This is a genomic window from Yersinia bercovieri ATCC 43970 (genome assembly GCF_013282745.1).
Lineage (GTDB): Bacteria > Pseudomonadota > Gammaproteobacteria > Enterobacterales > Enterobacteriaceae > Yersinia > Yersinia bercovieri.
Genome location: NZ_CP054044.1, coordinates 211,192 through 227,558, shown reverse-complemented (window position 1 = coordinate 227,558; position 16,367 = coordinate 211,192). Strand labels below are relative to the sequence as shown.

The following is a 16,367-nucleotide window of genomic DNA, read 5'->3' as shown; positions in this document are numbered from 1 at the left end:
CGGGGGGGAGATTGAAATAGGGCGCAATACTTGAAAATGCGCCCTGACAGGCATTATGGATGGAGAATGGTTGGTTTTGGATTATCTATTTGATCAGGATAATCAAGTGTATAATGCAAACCACGACTCTCTTTGCGGTCCATAGCACAACGTACAATTAACTCGGCGACCTGTACCAAATTACGTAATTCCAGCAGATTATTGGAGATACGGAAATTGGCATAATACTCATCAATCTCCTGCTGCAAAGTATTAATTCGGCGCAAAGCGCGCTCTAAGCGTTTAGTGGTCCGTACGATACCGACGTAATCCCACATAAATAGGCGTAATTCATGCCAGTTATGCTGAATGACAACTCGTTCATCTGAGTTATCAACACGGCTCTCATCCCAGTCCGGTAAATGCTTAGCCAACTTGGCATGGGGTAAGCGCGTAAGAATATCCTCCGCGGCAGACCAGCCGTAAACCAGACACTCAAGCAGCGAGTTAGATGCCATGCGGTTAGCACCATGCAAGCCGGTATAGCTGACTTCGCCAATGGCATATAATCCATCCAGATCGGTGCGCCCGTGCTGGTCAACCATCACGCCACCGCAGGTATAGTGCGCCGCCGGGACGATAGGAATGGCTTCTTTGGTCAGATCAATGCCCAATGACAGCAGTTTTTCGTAAATCATTGGGAAGTGCTGTATCACGAAATCAGCGGGTTTATGGCTGATATCCAGATACATGCAATCTGCACCGAGGCGTTTCATTTCATGGTCTATTGCGCGGGCGACGATGTCACGTGGCGCGAGTTCACCCCGTGAGTCAAAATCGGGCATGAAACGGCTACCATCAGGGCGCTTAAGATAGGCTCCCTCACCACGCAATGCTTCGGTCAATAAAAAGTTACGAGCTTGCGGGTGGAACAGACAGGTTGGGTGAAATTGGTTAAATTCCAGGTTGGCGACTCGACATCCAGCACGCCAGGCCATGGCAATACCATCGCCAGAGGAGATATCTGGATTAGTGGTATATTGATAAACTTTCGCCGCACCACCGGTAGCTAACACGACGGCTTTAGCCCGAAAAGTTTCAACTTTTTCCAACTCGCGGTTCCAGATGTAAGCGCCAACTACGCGTTTAGTCCCCGTCAGGCCAATTTTGTTGGATGTGATAAGGTCGACTGCATTGCAGCGCTCTTTAACTAAAATATTAGGGTGGGTACTTGCTTTACCTACGAGTGTGGTTTCTACTTCTTTACCTGTCGCATCAGCGGTATGCAGAATACGGCGATGGCTATGGCCGCCTTCACGCGTAAGATGATAGCGCTCTTCGCCGTTGGCACTGGTTTCAGTATCAAACAGAACGCCTTGATCAATCAGCCATTGCACACAAGAGCGGGCGTTGCTGGCAATAAACTCTACGGCGTCTTTGTCACAGAGTCCGGCCCCGGCAATCAGGGTGTCATCGACATGTGAACTGATGCTGTCGGTTTCATCAAAAACGGCAGCAATTCCTCCCTGAGCATAAAAAGTGGCGCCTTCATTAAGCGGCCCTTTACTCAGAACGGTAACTTTACAATGTGGCGCGAGGCGTAGTGCTAATGACAAACCGGCAGCGCCACTCCCGATGATCAGTACATCGCTAACGTGTTCAGATGATGATTGCATATCGTATGATGTGTGCAGAAGAAGAGGGAATTTCATGTTAGCCTATCTGCCAGAGCAAAAGCTATGGCTATAAGATGTCTAAATAATATTCAGACAAAAAATCTGGCAACATGGAACTTTGCAAATTTTATAAACTCCAAGCGTGTGCTTGCTCAGGAAAATAATGATATGGCTGGCAGTACTATTTTTGGCGTGAGGATAGATTTCGGGAGAGTTCACCTCGGATGAGCGAGCAGTTAACGGATCAGATGCTGGTTGAACGGGTCCAGAAAGGTGATCAGCAATCGTTCAATTTACTGGTAATTAGATACCAGCATAAGGTTGCGAGCCTAGTATCCCGATACGTGCCTCAGGGCGATGTCCCTGATGTAGTGCAGGAATCTTTTATTAAGGCGTATCGCGCACTGGCATCATTCCGTGGCGATAGCGCTTTCTATACCTGGCTTTATCGTATTGCTGTTAATACAGCAAAGAATTACTTAGTTGCTCAGGGGCGGCGCCCGCCATCCAGTGATGTGGATGCAAATGATGCTGAAAATTACGAAAATGCGGGTGCATTGAAAGAAATATCGAACCCTGAGAACTTAATGTTGTCTGAAGAATTAAGGCAGATAGTTTTTAAAACCATAGAGTCACTTCCTGAAGATCTCCGGATGGCGATTACACTCAGGGAGTTAGATGGTCTAAGCTATGAAGAGATAGCTGAAATTATGGACTGTCCGGTGGGTACTGTTCGTTCCCGTATCTTCCGTGCCAGAGAAGCTATCGATAACAAAGTTCAGCCGCTAATTCAGCGTTAAGCGGACACATAAAGGGTATTTGGCATGCAGAAAGAAAAGCTTTCCGCTCTGATGGACGGAGAAACTCTTGATAGTGAGCTGCTTGGATCTTTATCGAAAGATAAAGCATTGCAGCAAAGCTGGCAGAGCTATCACTTAATCCGCGATACCCTGCGGGGGATGTTGGTGAAGTTTTGCATCTGGATATCGCCAGCCGTGTTGCAGAGGCGCTCAAAAACGAGCCTACTCGTTTTGCTCCTATTGCTGTGCCTGAATCTCAGCCACAACCACATACCTGGCAGAAAATGCCGTTCTGGCATAAAGTTCGCCCATGGGCCAGCCAGATTACGCAAGTGGGTGTAGCAGCCTGTGTTTCGCTAGCCGTCATTGTTGGGGTTCAGCAATATAACCAACCTGAGTCTGGTAATTTGCAGCCAGAGTCACCTGCATTTAATACATTGCCGATGATGGGTAAAGCTTCACCAGTCAGTTTTGGTGTTCCTGCTGATGGTTCTTTCGGAACGTCTCAACAACATCAAGTTCAAGAGCAACGTCGACGCGTCAATATGATGACCCAGTTGCAAGATTTTGAATTGCAACGTCGTTTACCACAAACTGATGTGTTGCAGCAGCCTTCGACATCAACGCAAGCTGCAATTCAAGTCCCTGGCACTCAGTCCTTAGGAATGCAGCAGCAGTAATGAAGCAATTTTGGTTTTCCGTTTGTTTATTGGCGGGCAGCCTGTTCATGCCAACATTAGCTTCGGCGGATACTGCGCCGATAGCTATGTTGCAGGAAATGAGCACTGCCAGCCAATCGCTCAATTATGAGCTATCGTATATCAATGTTAATAAGCAAGGGATTGATTCTCTTCGTTATCGACATGCTATTTTAGATAAAAAAACCTTGGCGCAATTACTGCGTATGGATGGTCCACGTACTGAGATCTTACAGCGTGGAAATGAAATAAGTTATTTCGAGCCAGGTTTTGACTCTTTCACCCTTGCCGGCGAGCATATTGTCGATGCATTGCCTTCTGTTGTTTTCCCCGATTTTGAAAAACTATCAAAATATTATAACTATATTGCCCTTGGTCGTGCCCGCGTAGCGGATAGACCCTGTCAGGTTATTCGGGTGGTATCCCGTGACAGCACTCGCTATAGCTATATTATTTGGATGGATGAGACCACCAAACTGCCGATGCGAGTAGATTTGCTAGATAAGGATGGTGAAACACTTGAGCAATTTCGGGTGATCTCTTTTGCTATCGGAGAGCCTATTCAGGAGATTTTGCAAGGTTTGGTCAAACTCTCTTTGCCTCCGCTGCTTGCACTACCCGCTAAAACTAAGGTGGATTTCACTTGGGCGCCGCGCTGGTTGCCGGAAGGTGTTACCGAGGTTTCACGCAGCCGTCGTACGTTACCGAATATGGATACGCCAACGGAATCACGGCTGTATAGCGATGGCTTATTTAGCTTCTCGGTGAATGTGAACCCGCTGGGTAAAGATGTTCCTTCAGAACAATCTTTGCGTCAGGGGCGTCGCACTGTCCATACCGAAGCTCGCAATAATGTAGAAATCTCCGTCGTTGGCGAGCTGCCTCCTGCAACAGCGAAACGAATTGCTGATAGCGTGGTTCTGGAGTCGGCAAAATGATGAGGGAGTGGGCCACTGTTATCTCGTGGAAAAACGGAATTGCGCTTCTACGTTGTGAGCCACAATCTGGTTGTGGAAGTTGTAGTACGCGTAGCGGCTGTGGCAGCCATCTATTAAACGAATTGGGGCCAGAATCTGATCATCAGCTACAAATAGCAATTTCACAACCGCTTGAGCCAGGACAGAAAGTTGAAGTTGGGATCAGTGAAGGCAGCTTATTACGTTCTGCCTCTTTGGTTTATTTAACCCCATTAGCGGGGTTAATTGGTGGTGGGGCTCTGTTTCAGATGTTATTTGTCACTGATGCATTTACTGCTCTTGGTGCTATTTCAGGAGCTAGCTTAGGTTTTTTGTTAGCCAGAAAATTGGCGGCTAGAATTGAAGGGCAGAGTGATTATCAGCCTACTATTTTACAAATTGGGTTACCGCCAACGGCTATACGAATTCAGCAAGAACAATGATTCATTATCGTCATCTTAGCCATAGTAGGCGGGGATGCGGTTTTGTATCATGTGTTCAATTAAAGCAATAAAAAGGTCAGCACTGATAAGCGCCGAATAGTCTAATGAAAAGAGAATGTTACCTTCCGCATCAAATAATCGTATTTTGTCATGACGTTTTTCACGACAGATCTCGATACGTAAAATATCTTCAATATAAATAATGCCTTCTATCGTCATCAGTGCGTGTGCACTAAGTGTCAGTGGCGTTGTATCTATCTGCATTTTTTTTACTTTAATAACATTTAAAATACCATTAACCATCGGTAAATTTAACCAGCTATCATTTTTTCTGATTTGATCAAACACGACATTTTTACCTAGAGATAAAGTATTTAAGCTTATTACACCAACATGCATAATTTGCTGATGAATTATCGTATTGATAAGAGGGTAAGCGTTGCTTATATTGTTAATGATAATGTTCCATGGCTGAAGTTTTGATGTGCGAAATGCCATGGTGTTAATTTTACTATTGAGATTTATTCCAGTATGGTATTTATGAATGTACAGTATTTTATTAAATGGAATAAAATAGACATTTCCAGTGTAATGATTAAAAACACGCACACCTTTTTCATAAAGGAAATAGGTAAAGGTTGGGCGACTATTTAATCGGTGATAAAATATCAAACTCAGTGAGGTAACTGAAATAGCAACGAAAAAAATAGAGGGAACAGATGGTGCTGAGGAAATGGATTTTGTTATTGAAGTAACAATGAGAGCAAGAACAGACGCTAATGTAAATATTATTGCAGCAATAGTTAGCTTTGATTTTTCAGTTTTGAACTCATGGCGGCTAAGTATTTTTCCTTCGTCAATCATAATATTCTCCATATGCCTGCCAAGAGGATATTGCACTTGGTTGATATTAATAACTCTAGGTTATTTCTCATTGAGGTAAATGAGCATTTTCCTAAAGTGATGTAATAAAAATTCACACTCAAGAATAGAAATTATTGGTTATCATGAATCATGGTAACAATGTTGACTACCACACTGATTATTATCAGAAAAAAATAGCGAAACTTAAAAATAGAGTTTATAGACATAAAATAATTATGGGTATTGTCTGTTTCTAGCGGATATTTGATAGAAATGGTTGTATGTGACTGTGGCATCAATCATCGTGAGCGGTAAGGTGTAGATACATTTTAACAGGGTAAATCAGCTAACAAGCTAAGTGTGATGCCTTTCACGAGGCTAACTTACAGTGTAAGATGCCTGCATATTTATGTGGGTAGTTTTGGGTTTGAGTCCATCGCTGTGTCCACCAATAATTAATTAAAGACAACGACTAGAGAAAAATTCATATAAATGAAGCACATAAGAAACTTTTCTATTATTGCCCATATTGACCACGGTAAATCGACACTGTCGGACCGTATTATTCAGATTTGTGGCGGATTATCTGAGCGTGAAATGGCCGCTCAAGTGCTCGATTCTATGGATCTGGAGCGTGAGCGTGGTATTACCATCAAGGCACAGAGTGTGACCCTTGATTACCATGCTAAAGATGGTCAAACCTATCAACTCAACTTTATCGATACCCCCGGTCACGTTGACTTCTCTTATGAAGTTTCCCGCTCTTTGGCGGCTTGTGAAGGGGCTCTATTGGTGGTAGATGCAGGGCAGGGCGTTGAAGCACAAACGCTGGCAAACTGCTACACCGCGATGGAAATGAATCTGGAAGTTGTTCCGGTACTGAACAAAATCGACTTGCCTGCCGCTGACCCTGAGCGTGTTGCTGAGGAGATCGAGGACATTGTCGGTATTGATGCAACGGATGCGGTTCGTTGCTCAGCCAAAACAGGTGTTGGTGTCCCTGATATTCTTGAGCGTTTGGTGCGTGATATCCCGCCACCGGAAGGTGATCCAGATGGCCCATTGCAGGCGCTGATTATCGACTCCTGGTTTGATAACTATTTGGGTGTGGTGTCATTAATCCGTATCAAAAACGGTTCATTGCGCAAAGGCGACAAAGTTAAGGTAATGAGTACCGGCCAGAGCTATAACGCTGAGCGCCTTGGTATCTTCACGCCAAAACGCATTGATCGTGATGTGCTTAACTGCGGTGAAGTCGGTTGGTTGGTCTGTGCGATTAAAGACATTCTCGGTGCGCCAGTTGGCGATACCTTGACTTTAACCCGCAACCCGGCTGAGAAATCATTACCTGGCTTTAAGAAAGTTAAGCCACAGGTATACGCGGGTCTGTTCCCGATTAGCTCAGATGATTATGAAGCCTTCCGTGATGCACTCGGTAAGTTAAGTCTTAACGATGCATCTCTGTTCTACGAGCCAGAAAGCTCGACGGCATTGGGCTTTGGTTTCCGTTGTGGTTTCCTTGGCTTGCTGCATATGGAAATCATTCAGGAACGCCTGGAGCGTGAATACGATCTGGAACTTATCACCACGGCACCAACAGTGGTGTACGAAGTGGTCACCACCAGTCAGGAGACGGTTTATGTCGATAGTCCTTCCAAGCTACCTGCACTGAACAATATTGAAGAACTGCGCGAACCTATTGCAGAATGCCATATGTTGTTGCCACAGGAGTATCTGGGTAACGTCATCACGTTGTGTATCGAAAAACGTGGTATGCAGACCAACATGGTTTACCACGGTAACCAAGTTGCGTTGACATATGAAATTCCGATGGCTGAAGTGGTGCTTGATTTCTTCGACCGGCTGAAATCTACCTCTCGGGGCTATGCTTCACTGGATTACAATTTCAAACGCTTCCAGACCTCTGACATGGTCCGTGTTGATGTGTTAATCAACAACGAACGTGTGGATGCGTTGGCACTGATTACCCATCGCGACAATGCGCAGTACCGCGGTCGTGATCTGGTTGAGAAAATGAAAGAGCTGATTCCACGCCAGCAATTCGATATTGCGATTCAGGCGGCTATCGGCAACCACATCATTGCCCGTTCAACCGTGAAACAGCTACGCAAAAACGTACTGGCGAAGTGTTATGGCGGTGACGTTAGCCGTAAGAAAAAACTTCTGCAGAAACAGAAAGATGGTAAGAAACGTATGAAGCAGGTCGGTAACGTTGAATTACCGCAAGAGGCTTTCCTGGCTATTCTGCACGTCGGAAAAGACAGTAAATAAGGAGTTTTGATGGCTAATATGTTCGCTTTGATTTTAGCGATAGCAACGCTGTTGACAGGGATTATCTGGTGCTTCGAGCGGTTTAAATGGGGCCCAGCCCGTCAGGCGAAAATTGCCGCAGTGCATGCGCAAACGGCGGAGATCAAGGCACAAACGGGCTGTGCGGTAGATAATAAAACCTTATCGCAGGCGGCTAGACAACCAGGCTGGATTGAGACTTGTGCCTCCGTCTTCCCGGTGTTGGCACTGGTATTTATCGTGCGTTCGTTTATTTACGAGCCTTTCCAGATCCCGTCTGGTTCGATGATGCCAACGCTATTGATCGGTGATTTCATTCTGGTTGAGAAGTTTGCTTATGGCATTAAAGATCCGATAACGCAAACTACGCTGATCCCTACCGCGCATCCAAAACGTGGTGATATTGCTGTATTTAAATATCCGCTTGATCCACGTGTGGACTATATCAAGCGTGTGGTGGGGTTGCCGGGTGATCGGGTTAGCTATAATCCAATCAGCAAAGAAGTGACGGTTCAACCTGCGTGTAATACCGGAACCTCTTGTGATAGCGCGTTGCCAATTACCTACAGCCCATCCGAGCCAAGTGATTTCGTGCAGACATTCCGTTATAGCGGTAATGGCGAAGCTTCTGCTGGATTCTTCCAGATCCCGACTAATCAGGCTGTGCCTGATGGTGGCGTGCGTCTGCGTGAGCGGAGCGAGACGTTAGGATCAGTTGCACACCATATTCTGACTGTTCCAGGGCGTCAGGATCAGATAGGCGCCTATTATCAGCAGCCTAATCAACCGCTAGGGGTTTGGGTGGTGCCGGAAGGCCACTACTTTATGATGGGCGACAACCGCGATAATAGTGCAGATAGCCGCTACTGGGGTTTTGTGCCAGAACGTAATCTGGTCGGTAAGGCCACGGCTATTTGGATGAGTTTTGAAAAGCAAGAGGGTGAATGGCCAACGGGCGTGCGTTTAAGTCGGATTGGTGGCATTCATTAATATCGACTCCCCAAAGTCATTAGCGTGGTAGCAGGTCGTCGTTAACAGATCTCGAATCATTGGCAAATGTCAGTGATTCGAGAGTGTGAATGTTGCTAATATCGCAGTGAGTTCAGGTGAGCAGGGTATTTAAACGCAGCATTATATTTCCACTCGTTGTAGAATAACCTTTCGAGCGATAAAAGTTGGCTCTTTTATGGGGGCCACTGCAAACGAAACAGTTTTGTCCTGATATTTTTGGTGGATCAGACCTGTTCCGTATGCTGTAGTTTTTGACGCATTCTTGATCTATTGGTAACTCATGAACCCCATCGTAATAAACAGGCTACAGCGGAAGCTGGGCTACACTTTTCAACAGCAGGAGCTCTTGCTGCAAGCACTGACTCATCGTAGCGCCAGTAGTAAACACAATGAGCGTTTGGAGTTCCTGGGTGACTCTATATTAAGTTTTGTTATCGCCAATGAGCTGTATCGCCGTTTTCCCCGTGTTGATGAAGGGGATATGAGCCGGATGCGTGCGACATTGGTCAGAGGCAATACACTCGCCGAAATGGCCCGTGAGTTTGACCTTGGTGAGTGTCTACGCCTTGGGCCGGGCGAATTGAAGAGTGGCGGTTTTCGTCGTGAATCAATTTTAGCGGATACGGTAGAAGCCTTGATTGGCGGTATATTCTTAGATAGCGATATACATATGATTGAACGGCTGATTCTCGACTGGTATCGCAGTCGGTTAGAGGAGATAAGCCCCGGTGATAAGCAGAAAGACCCAAAAACGCGCCTGCAAGAGTATTTGCAGGGCCGTCATCTGCCATTGCCTTCTTATCTGGTCGTGCAGGTTCGCGGTGAAGCACATGACCAGGAATTTACTATCCACTGCCAGGTGAGTGGCTTGAATGAACCGGTAATAGGTACTGGTTCAAGCCGACGTAAAGCTGAGCAGGCGGCAGCGGAACAAGCGCTGAAACAGTTGGAGCTTGAATGAGCGAAGTAGAAAAAACGTATTGTGGTTTTATTGCAATTGTAGGTCGCCCAAATGTGGGTAAATCTACCTTGCTCAATGAATTGTTGGGGCAAAAGATCTCCATCACTTCACGTAAACCGCAAACCACACGCCACCGTATTATGGGTATCCATACTGAAGGGCCATATCAGGCCATCTATGTTGATACCCCTGGGCTGCATATTGAAGAAAAACGCGCCATTAACCGCTTAATGAATCGCGCGGCCAGCAGCTCTCTTGGTGATGTGGAATTAGTGATTTTTGTGGTTGAAGGCACCAATTGGACTGCCGACGACGAAATGGTAGTTAATAAGCTGCGCAGCTTAGATTGCCCAGTGTTATTGGCGATCAACAAAGTTGATAACGTAACAGACAAAAGTAAGCTGTTGCCGCATATCCAGTTCTTAAGCAAACAGATGAATTTCCTTGATGTTGTGCCGATCTCTGCTGAGAAAGGGATGAACGTGGATACTATTGCTGGCATCGTGCGCAAGCTTATGCCGGAAGCTGAACATCACTTCCCGGAAGATTACATCACTGACCGCTCCCAGCGTTTTATGGCGTCAGAGATCATTCGCGAAAAGCTGATGCGCTTTTTGGGTGAGGAGTTACCTTACTCAGTGACAGTTGAAATTGAACAGTTTGTACCAAACGAACGCGGTGGCTATAACATCCACGGGTTGATTTTGGTTGAGCGCGAAGGCCAGAAGAAGATGGTCATCGGCAACAAAGGTTCAAAAATCAAGACTATCGGCATTGAAGCTCGTCAGGACATGGAGAAAATGTTCGAGGCTAAAGTGCATCTTGAGCTGTGGGTGAAAGTGAAATCAGGCTGGGCAGATGACGAACGTGCATTGCGCAGCTTAGGCTATACCGACGACCTGAAGTAAGGTCGCCAATGGACGGTTGGCAGCGCGCATTTGTCCTGCATGGGCGACCTTACAGTGAAACCAGTTTGATGCTGGATTTATTCACTGAAGGGGAGGGCCGTATGCGAGTGCTGGCAAAAGGTGCGCGCGGTCGCCGCTCCAATCTAAAAGGCTGCTTGCAGCCTTTTACGCCTTTGCTGGTTCGCTGGACTGGTCGCGGTGAAGTCAAAACATTACGCAGTGCTGAGCCGGTGTCGTTGGCCCTCCCATTGAGCGGCTCTATGTTGTACAGCGGCTTATATGTCAATGAGCTGCTTTCTCGCGTGTTAGAGCACCAAACCAACTACTCCGCTCTATTCTTCGACTATCTACACTGCTTGCAATCATTGGCTGGTAGCGATGGAACGCCTGAATATGCATTGCGCCAATTTGAATTGGCGATCTTGGCTCACCTTGGTTATGGCGTTGATTTTCTTCATTGTGCCGGTAGTGGACAACCAGTAGCGGACACCATGACCTACCGCTATCGGGAGGAGAAAGGCTTTATCGCCAGTCTGGTTATCGACCATTACAGCTTTACCGGTCGCCAATTGCTGGCTTTGGCTAACCGTGAATTTCCTGATGCCGATACTTTGCGTGCTGCCAAACGATTCACCCGCATTGCTCTGAAACCCTATCTGGGCGGTAAGCCGCTAAAAAGTCGCGAACTGTTTCGCCAATTTGTCATTAAACCGCCGGCTGAACCCTTAGCCTAGTGCGGGCCTTCACTATTTAAGCTCTCCTCGCCAATTTTCACTTATTGCCGCCAGTCGACTCAGTGTAAACTGCGAAGCACTTATACGTTTCATAGCAGGCTTTTTTTGCGTGCTTATTGACCTAATCAAGATGCATCCATAACTGGAGGGCTGTCATGGCTGATTTGTTGCTGGGCGTTAATATCGATCACATCGCGACATTACGAAATGCACGTGGAACCATTTACCCTGATCCTGTTCAGGCCGCGTTTATCGCCGAACAAGCCGGTGCTGATGGTATTACCGTGCATTTACGCGAAGATCGTCGTCATATCACCGATCGTGATGTGCGTATCTTGCGTCAGACCATCCAGACCCGTATGAATCTGGAAATGGCAGTCACTGATGAAATGGTGGGTATTGCCTGTGAGCTACAACCCCACTTTTGCTGTTTGGTGCCGGAAAAACGTCAGGAAGTGACCACTGAAGGCGGTTTGGATGTCGCAGGGCAAATCGATAAAATGACCGTTGCGGTTAGTCGATTAGCTGAAGCTGGCATTCTGGTATCACTGTTTATTGATGCAGATATGCGCCAGATTGATGCGGCTGTTACCGTCGGTGCGCCTTATATTGAGATCCATACTGGTGCTTATGCGGATGCCACCACTGATTTGGCGCGTCAGGCCGAGTTAGTGCGGATTACCAAAGCCGCGACTTATGCTGCCAGCAAAGGGCTGAAGGTTAATGCGGGTCATGGCCTGACTTACCATAATGTGCAGCCGATCGCCGCCCTACCTGAAATTCACGAGCTGAATATTGGCCATGCCATTATTGGTCAGGCAGTGATGACCGGCCTTGCCGCTGCGGTTAGCGAGATGAAGGTATTGATGCGGGAAGCGCGTCGTTAATGGCTATCCTTGGCTTAGGCACTGATATTGTTGAAATTTCAAGGATAGAAGCGGTGGTTGAACGTAGCGGTGACAGGCTGGCGCGGCGCATCCTGAGTCCATCGGAATGGCAACATTATCAGCAGCATCAGCAACCAATCCGTTTTCTGGCTAAACGTTTTGCGGTCAAAGAGGCGGCGGCCAAAGCATTTGGCACCGGTATCCGTAATGGGTTGGCGTTTAATCAGTTTGAAGTGGTTAACGATGCCTTAGGTAAGCCGACCCTGCATTTGCATCAACGGGCGGCCGAATTGGCCGTTGAGTTGGGGGTCAAATCCCTGCATGTCACTTTAGCCGATGAGCGGCGTTATGCCTGCGCGACAGTGATTATTGAAAACTAGCGCGATTTTCGAGCGGTGGCGAAAGAGAAACTAACAGGCGTGCATGAAAATGCCGCCTTTTTTATTCGCAGGTGGCTATTACAGACGATCGGCGTGATGCAGTTGGACAAATTTATCCCACAACTGCTCGTTAGATTCAACCCAGGCAGGATCGGCAGAAATGGTATTATCGATAGGGCAGACCAACTGGCAAGTTGGCGTCTCGTAGTGACCAACACACTCCGTGCAGCGCATGGGGTCAATCTGATAGATCTCTGCACCCATGGAAATTGCCTCGTTAGGGCATTCCGGCTCGCACATGTCGCAATTAATGCATTTACGAGTGATCAATAGGGCCATGATTCTCTTACCTTAGGTCGGGTATTCTCAACAGCGGAGGATTATACGCCTCTCAACTCCTTAGACCAGTTTTTTCATCAGTGCGGCGCTGTGCTTGATGTGATCCTGAGCGCTTTCAAGATCTTGCTGAATCATCGCCATAAACAGCAGATCCGTCAGTGCATATTGCGCAGTGCTGGAAGAGATAGCAGCACTGCGGATCACCGGCTCTTCCGAGATGGTATACAAGCAGTGGTCAGCGCGCTGCTGCAAACTGTTGGGGGAGAAACTGGTCAGTGCCAGCACCTTGGCACCACATCGCTGCGCCTCTTCAGCTGCCAGATTGATCTCTCGCCGCTCGCCACTAAAAGAGATTGCCAACAGCAAATCCCGCGAATCCAATGCTTGCACAGCAGCTAACTGGGCGTGCATATCCGTTTCCGATACTGCCATTACGCCAATTTTCAACAGTTTATAGGCAAGATCTTTCGCCACCAGCCCTGAAGCACCAATGCCGGTCAAGATAATGCGCCGTGCCGCCCGCAGCATCTCCAGGGCTTGGGTGAGGCGCTGCTCGCTATTGATATCCAGTGTGGCGCGCAGCGCGGCGGCTTTTTCACTCAATAATTTTTCGCCGACGGTTTTTAAGCTGTCGGTACTCAGAATTTGGTTATGAAGTGTGATGGCCTGCGCGGGTGCGGCGACAACCTCGCTCAGGGCCAGTTTGAGGGCCGGAAAACCTTTGTAGCCTAATTTCTGAGCAAATTTGACCACTGCTGATTGGCTGACACCGGTCTGCTGCGCCAGTCGTTGCGAACTCAGATGGCGCGCCTGTTCAGGGTTGGTCAGCAGAAAGTCGGCCAGCTTGCGATCATTTTGTGCCAGCGTCGGGTAGAGCTGACGGATACGTAGAAGAGTGCTCATAAATCAGTTCCTGAATCAGGGGCGCTTGATAAAAATACCCATTAATACTGCAGGTAAAGGCTAAGTTAGGCAGCATAACACCCTTTTTTTGTGATCATCCGATGAATGCGACAAGAAAACAGTCGCTTTAATGAATATTATATTCAATTATAAGTAAACATTTATGAATTAAAAATTCACTGAGGGTAGATCATGAATCTGGGCGCATTGATTTCTGAAAGCCGCAATCCGGCCACCATGGAGTTGGACAAACTCTCTACGCTGGCGATGCTGACTTGTATTAATGATGAAGACTGTAAAGTGCCGCAGGCCATTCGTCTGGTCTTGCCAGCCATTGCGCAGGCGGTTGAACTGGCCGCCGAGGCATTAAAACAGGGGGGGCGGCTGATTTATCTGGGAGCAGGCACCAGCGGGCGGCTTGGGGTTTTGGATGCCTCTGAATGCCCGCCAACTTTCGGTGTGCCTCATGGCATGGTGATTGGCTTAATTGCTGGTGGCCCTGGTGCATTACTCAAAGCGGTTGAAGGTGCCGAAGATGATATGGCGCTCGGCGCGCGGGATCTGCAAGATTTGAATCTCACCGCCACCGATATGGTGGTTGGCCTGGCGGCTTCTGGTCGTACGCCTTATGTCATTGGCGCCCTGCGCTATGCCCGTCAGTTGGGCTGCCCGACGGCGGCCATCTCCTGTAATCCCGACTCCCCCATAGCGCAGGAAGCACTGGTTGCTATCTCACCGGTGGTCGGGCCGGAAGCTCTGACCGGTTCCACTCGAATGAAATCAGGTACTGCGCAGAAATTGGTGCTGAATATGTTATCCACCGGCGCGATGATCAAGCTGGGTAAGGTTTACCAAAATCTGATGGTGGATGTGAAAGCGACCAATGTGAAGCTGGTTGATCGCGCTTGCCGTATCGTGGTGGAGGCCACCGGTGCCAGCCGTGCAGAGGCTGAAAATGCCCTGTCGCAAACTGAATTTGAAGTGAAACCGGCCATTTTGATGATTCTGAAAGGGGTGAGCGCCGAGCAGGCCCGTCAGGATCTACAGCAGCATCATGGCTATTTACGTGCTGCATTGTAACAGTCACTTTCAGGGGATCGGCAATGGATAAGTCCACTATATTGGCAACACAAATTCTTGCGGGTATTGGCGGTGAAGGGAATATTCTCAAACTTGAAAACTGCATGACCCGGGTTCGTATTGTCGTGAAAGATGAGCAACTGCCGGATTTAGCGCTGCTTAAACAGTTGCCGGGTGTGAAGGGCTACATCAAGCAGGGGCAGCAGCATCAGCTAATTGTTGGCCCTGGTGCGGCGTCCAAAGTGGTTGATAGTATGCGTAAGCTATTGAAGAATAATGAGGATTATGCTGCGGCACCTCAGGATGATATCAGCCGCAATAAGGCGCAGGCCAAGGCGAAATATGCCGCGCCAATGAGTGAAGCTTTGCGGCAACTGGCGAACATATTCATCCCGATTATCCCGGCATTTATTGCCTCAGGTTTGATTATGGGGATAGTTAACCTGCTGAAACGGCCTGATATTTCCGGCGATCTGGCGCTGCAATACCCAAACCTGCTCGGCCTGCTAGCCATTTTCGGTAGCGCAGTATTCGCCATTATGAATATTTTGGTGGGGGTGAATGCCGCCAAAGTCTTTGGTGGCTCAGCAGCCATGGGGGGCGTGATGGCGGGCATTCTGACCAGTCCGGCATTGGCGCAAATTAGCTTATTTGGTGAGGCATTGCAGCCGGGACGGGGTGGTGTCATCGCCGTGCTACTGGTGGTGGCACTGATGTGCTGGCTAGAGAAGTGGCTACGCCAGCGCCTGCCGGAGTCCATTGAGCTTATCGTCAACCCCCTGTTGACGACCCTGATTACCGCCTCGTTAGCCATTGTGATTTTGCAGCCATTGGGCGGCTATATCTCTGAGGGCATTACCCATGGTGTCAATCTGGCGATTGATCATGGCGGCTTGCTGGTGGGTGCGCTGTTGTCCGGCTTCTTCCTGCCACTGGTATTGACCGGGCTGCATCAAGGGTTAGTTCCTATTCATGTGGAGCTGGTTCAAGCCCACGGTGCCAATCCACTGTTGCCGATTTTGGCGATGGCGGGTGTCGGGCAGGTGGGGGCGGCGCTGGCGGTATTAATGAAAACCCGCAATAGCCGATTGAAAAAAGTGATCAAAGGGGCGCTGCCGGTGGGCATCCTGGGGATCGGCGAGCCGCTGATTTTCGGTGTTACTTTGCCTCTGGGGAAACCTTTTATTGCAGCCTGCTTAGGGGGCGCGGTGGGGGGCGCACTGATCAGTTACTGGAAAGTGGCGACGGTGATTACTTTTGGTATTTCCGGTTTACCACTGGCGCTGACCATTGTAACCGGTAAAGTGATGTTGTATTTAGTGGCTATGGTTGTCACCATACTGGCAGGTTTTCTATTTACCTGGTTTATGGGATTTAATGACCCTGAGGAGTAACTTTTGAGCGGAAAGCAGGCCAGCTCCACCTTTGAGCAAACTGA

General features: G+C 48.0%; 16 protein-coding genes and 1 pseudogene. 13 read left to right on the top strand and 4 right to left on the bottom strand.

The genetic code is table 11. The features are described from left to right. Positions 1–53: 53 nt before the first annotated feature. Positions 54–1,655: an L-aspartate oxidase gene (nadB, locus tag HRK25_RS01085; protein ID WP_005274227.1), complete on the bottom strand. Its 1,602-nt coding sequence runs from the start codon at positions 1,653–1,655 to the stop codon at positions 54–56. 224 nt (positions 1,656–1,879) lie between these two features. Here nadB and rpoE point away from each other — a divergent pair, with 224 nt between their 5' ends. The 4 genes and pseudogenes from rpoE to rseC all read left to right on the top strand — a co-directional run bounded on the left by rpoE (position 1,880) and on the right by rseC (position 4,552). Beyond that, positions 1,880–2,455, top strand: coding sequence for an RNA polymerase sigma factor RpoE (gene rpoE, locus HRK25_RS01080; protein ID WP_032813901.1), 576 nt, complete (start codon positions 1,880–1,882; stop codon positions 2,453–2,455). Between the two features lie 24 nt (positions 2,456–2,479). Then, positions 2,480–3,135, top strand: a pseudogene (gene rseA / locus HRK25_RS01075) (anti-sigma-E factor RseA). After that, positions 3,135–4,091, top strand: coding sequence for a sigma-E factor regulatory protein RseB (gene rseB, locus HRK25_RS01070; RefSeq protein ID WP_005274230.1), 957 nt, complete (start codon positions 3,135–3,137; stop codon positions 4,089–4,091). Before rseA ends, rseB begins: the two are co-directional and overlap by 1 nt. Continuing rightward, complete coding sequence (gene rseC / locus HRK25_RS01065) at positions 4,088–4,552, top strand: SoxR-reducing system protein RseC (protein WP_032897873.1); 465 nt, start codon at positions 4,088–4,090, stop codon at positions 4,550–4,552. Before rseB ends, rseC begins: the two co-directional genes overlap by 4 nt. A gap of 15 nt (positions 4,553–4,567) precedes the next feature. On the opposite strand, the gene HRK25_RS01060 is transcribed toward rseC, so the two are convergent. After that, a complete protein-coding gene (locus tag HRK25_RS01060) occupies positions 4,568–5,416 on the bottom strand; it encodes a hypothetical protein (RefSeq protein WP_032897877.1) in 849 nt (282 codons plus the stop codon). 492 nt (positions 5,417–5,908) lie between these two features. On the opposite strand from HRK25_RS01060, the gene lepA reads away from it, so the two are divergent. From lepA to acpS, 7 genes are all read left to right on the top strand, one after another. Then, the gene (lepA, locus tag HRK25_RS01055; protein WP_005274238.1) at positions 5,909–7,708 is read left to right on the top strand and encodes a translation elongation factor 4; all 1,800 of its coding nucleotides are present in this window, start codon (positions 5,909–5,911) and stop codon (positions 7,706–7,708) included. A 9-nt stretch (positions 7,709–7,717) separates the two neighbouring features. Beyond that, positions 7,718–8,716, top strand: a complete 999-nt coding sequence (lepB, locus tag HRK25_RS01050) for a signal peptidase I (protein ID WP_005274240.1) — start codon at positions 7,718–7,720, stop codon at positions 8,714–8,716. Positions 8,717–9,017: 301 nt separating this feature from the next. After that, positions 9,018–9,698 (top strand): ribonuclease III, encoded by a 681-nt coding sequence (gene rnc, locus HRK25_RS01045; protein WP_019212212.1) that lies wholly within the window; start codon positions 9,018–9,020, stop codon positions 9,696–9,698. Beyond that, a complete protein-coding gene (gene era, locus HRK25_RS01040; protein ID WP_032897882.1) occupies positions 9,695–10,606 on the top strand; it encodes a GTPase Era in 912 nt (303 codons plus the stop codon). Before rnc ends, era begins: the two co-directional genes overlap by 4 nt. A gap of 8 nt (positions 10,607–10,614) precedes the next feature. Next, the gene (gene recO / locus HRK25_RS01035) at positions 10,615–11,340 is read left to right on the top strand and encodes a DNA repair protein RecO (protein ID WP_005274248.1); all 726 of its coding nucleotides are present in this window, start codon (positions 10,615–10,617) and stop codon (positions 11,338–11,340) included. Positions 11,341–11,495: 155 nt separating this feature from the next. Further along, positions 11,496–12,227 carry a pyridoxine 5'-phosphate synthase gene (gene pdxJ, locus HRK25_RS01030; RefSeq protein ID WP_005274251.1) on the top strand — a complete coding sequence of 244 codons (732 nt, stop codon included), beginning with the start codon at positions 11,496–11,498 and terminating at the stop codon, positions 12,225–12,227. Then, positions 12,227–12,607: a holo-ACP synthase gene (gene acpS / locus HRK25_RS01025; protein ID WP_032897885.1), complete on the top strand. Its 381-nt coding sequence runs from the start codon at positions 12,227–12,229 to the stop codon at positions 12,605–12,607. Before pdxJ ends, acpS begins: the two co-directional genes overlap by 1 nt. 78 nt (positions 12,608–12,685) lie before the next feature. Here the strand turns inward: acpS and HRK25_RS01020 are convergent, their stop codons facing one another. Next, complete coding sequence (locus HRK25_RS01020) at positions 12,686–12,946, bottom strand: YfhL family 4Fe-4S dicluster ferredoxin (RefSeq protein WP_032897888.1); 261 nt, start codon at positions 12,944–12,946, stop codon at positions 12,686–12,688. Between the two features lie 60 nt (positions 12,947–13,006). Next, positions 13,007–13,849, bottom strand: coding sequence for a MurR/RpiR family transcriptional regulator (locus HRK25_RS01015; RefSeq protein ID WP_005274256.1), 843 nt, complete (start codon positions 13,847–13,849; stop codon positions 13,007–13,009). Between the two features lie 192 nt (positions 13,850–14,041). Here HRK25_RS01015 and murQ point away from each other — a divergent pair, with 192 nt between their 5' ends. Then, entirely contained in the window at positions 14,042–14,929 is an 888-nt protein-coding gene (murQ, locus tag HRK25_RS01010) for an N-acetylmuramic acid 6-phosphate etherase (protein ID WP_005274257.1), read from the top strand. A 23-nt stretch (positions 14,930–14,952) separates the two neighbouring features. Next, positions 14,953–16,323, top strand: a complete 1,371-nt coding sequence (locus HRK25_RS01005) for a PTS transporter subunit EIIC (RefSeq protein WP_005274258.1) — start codon at positions 14,953–14,955, stop codon at positions 16,321–16,323. Positions 16,324–16,367 lie beyond the last annotated feature (44 nt).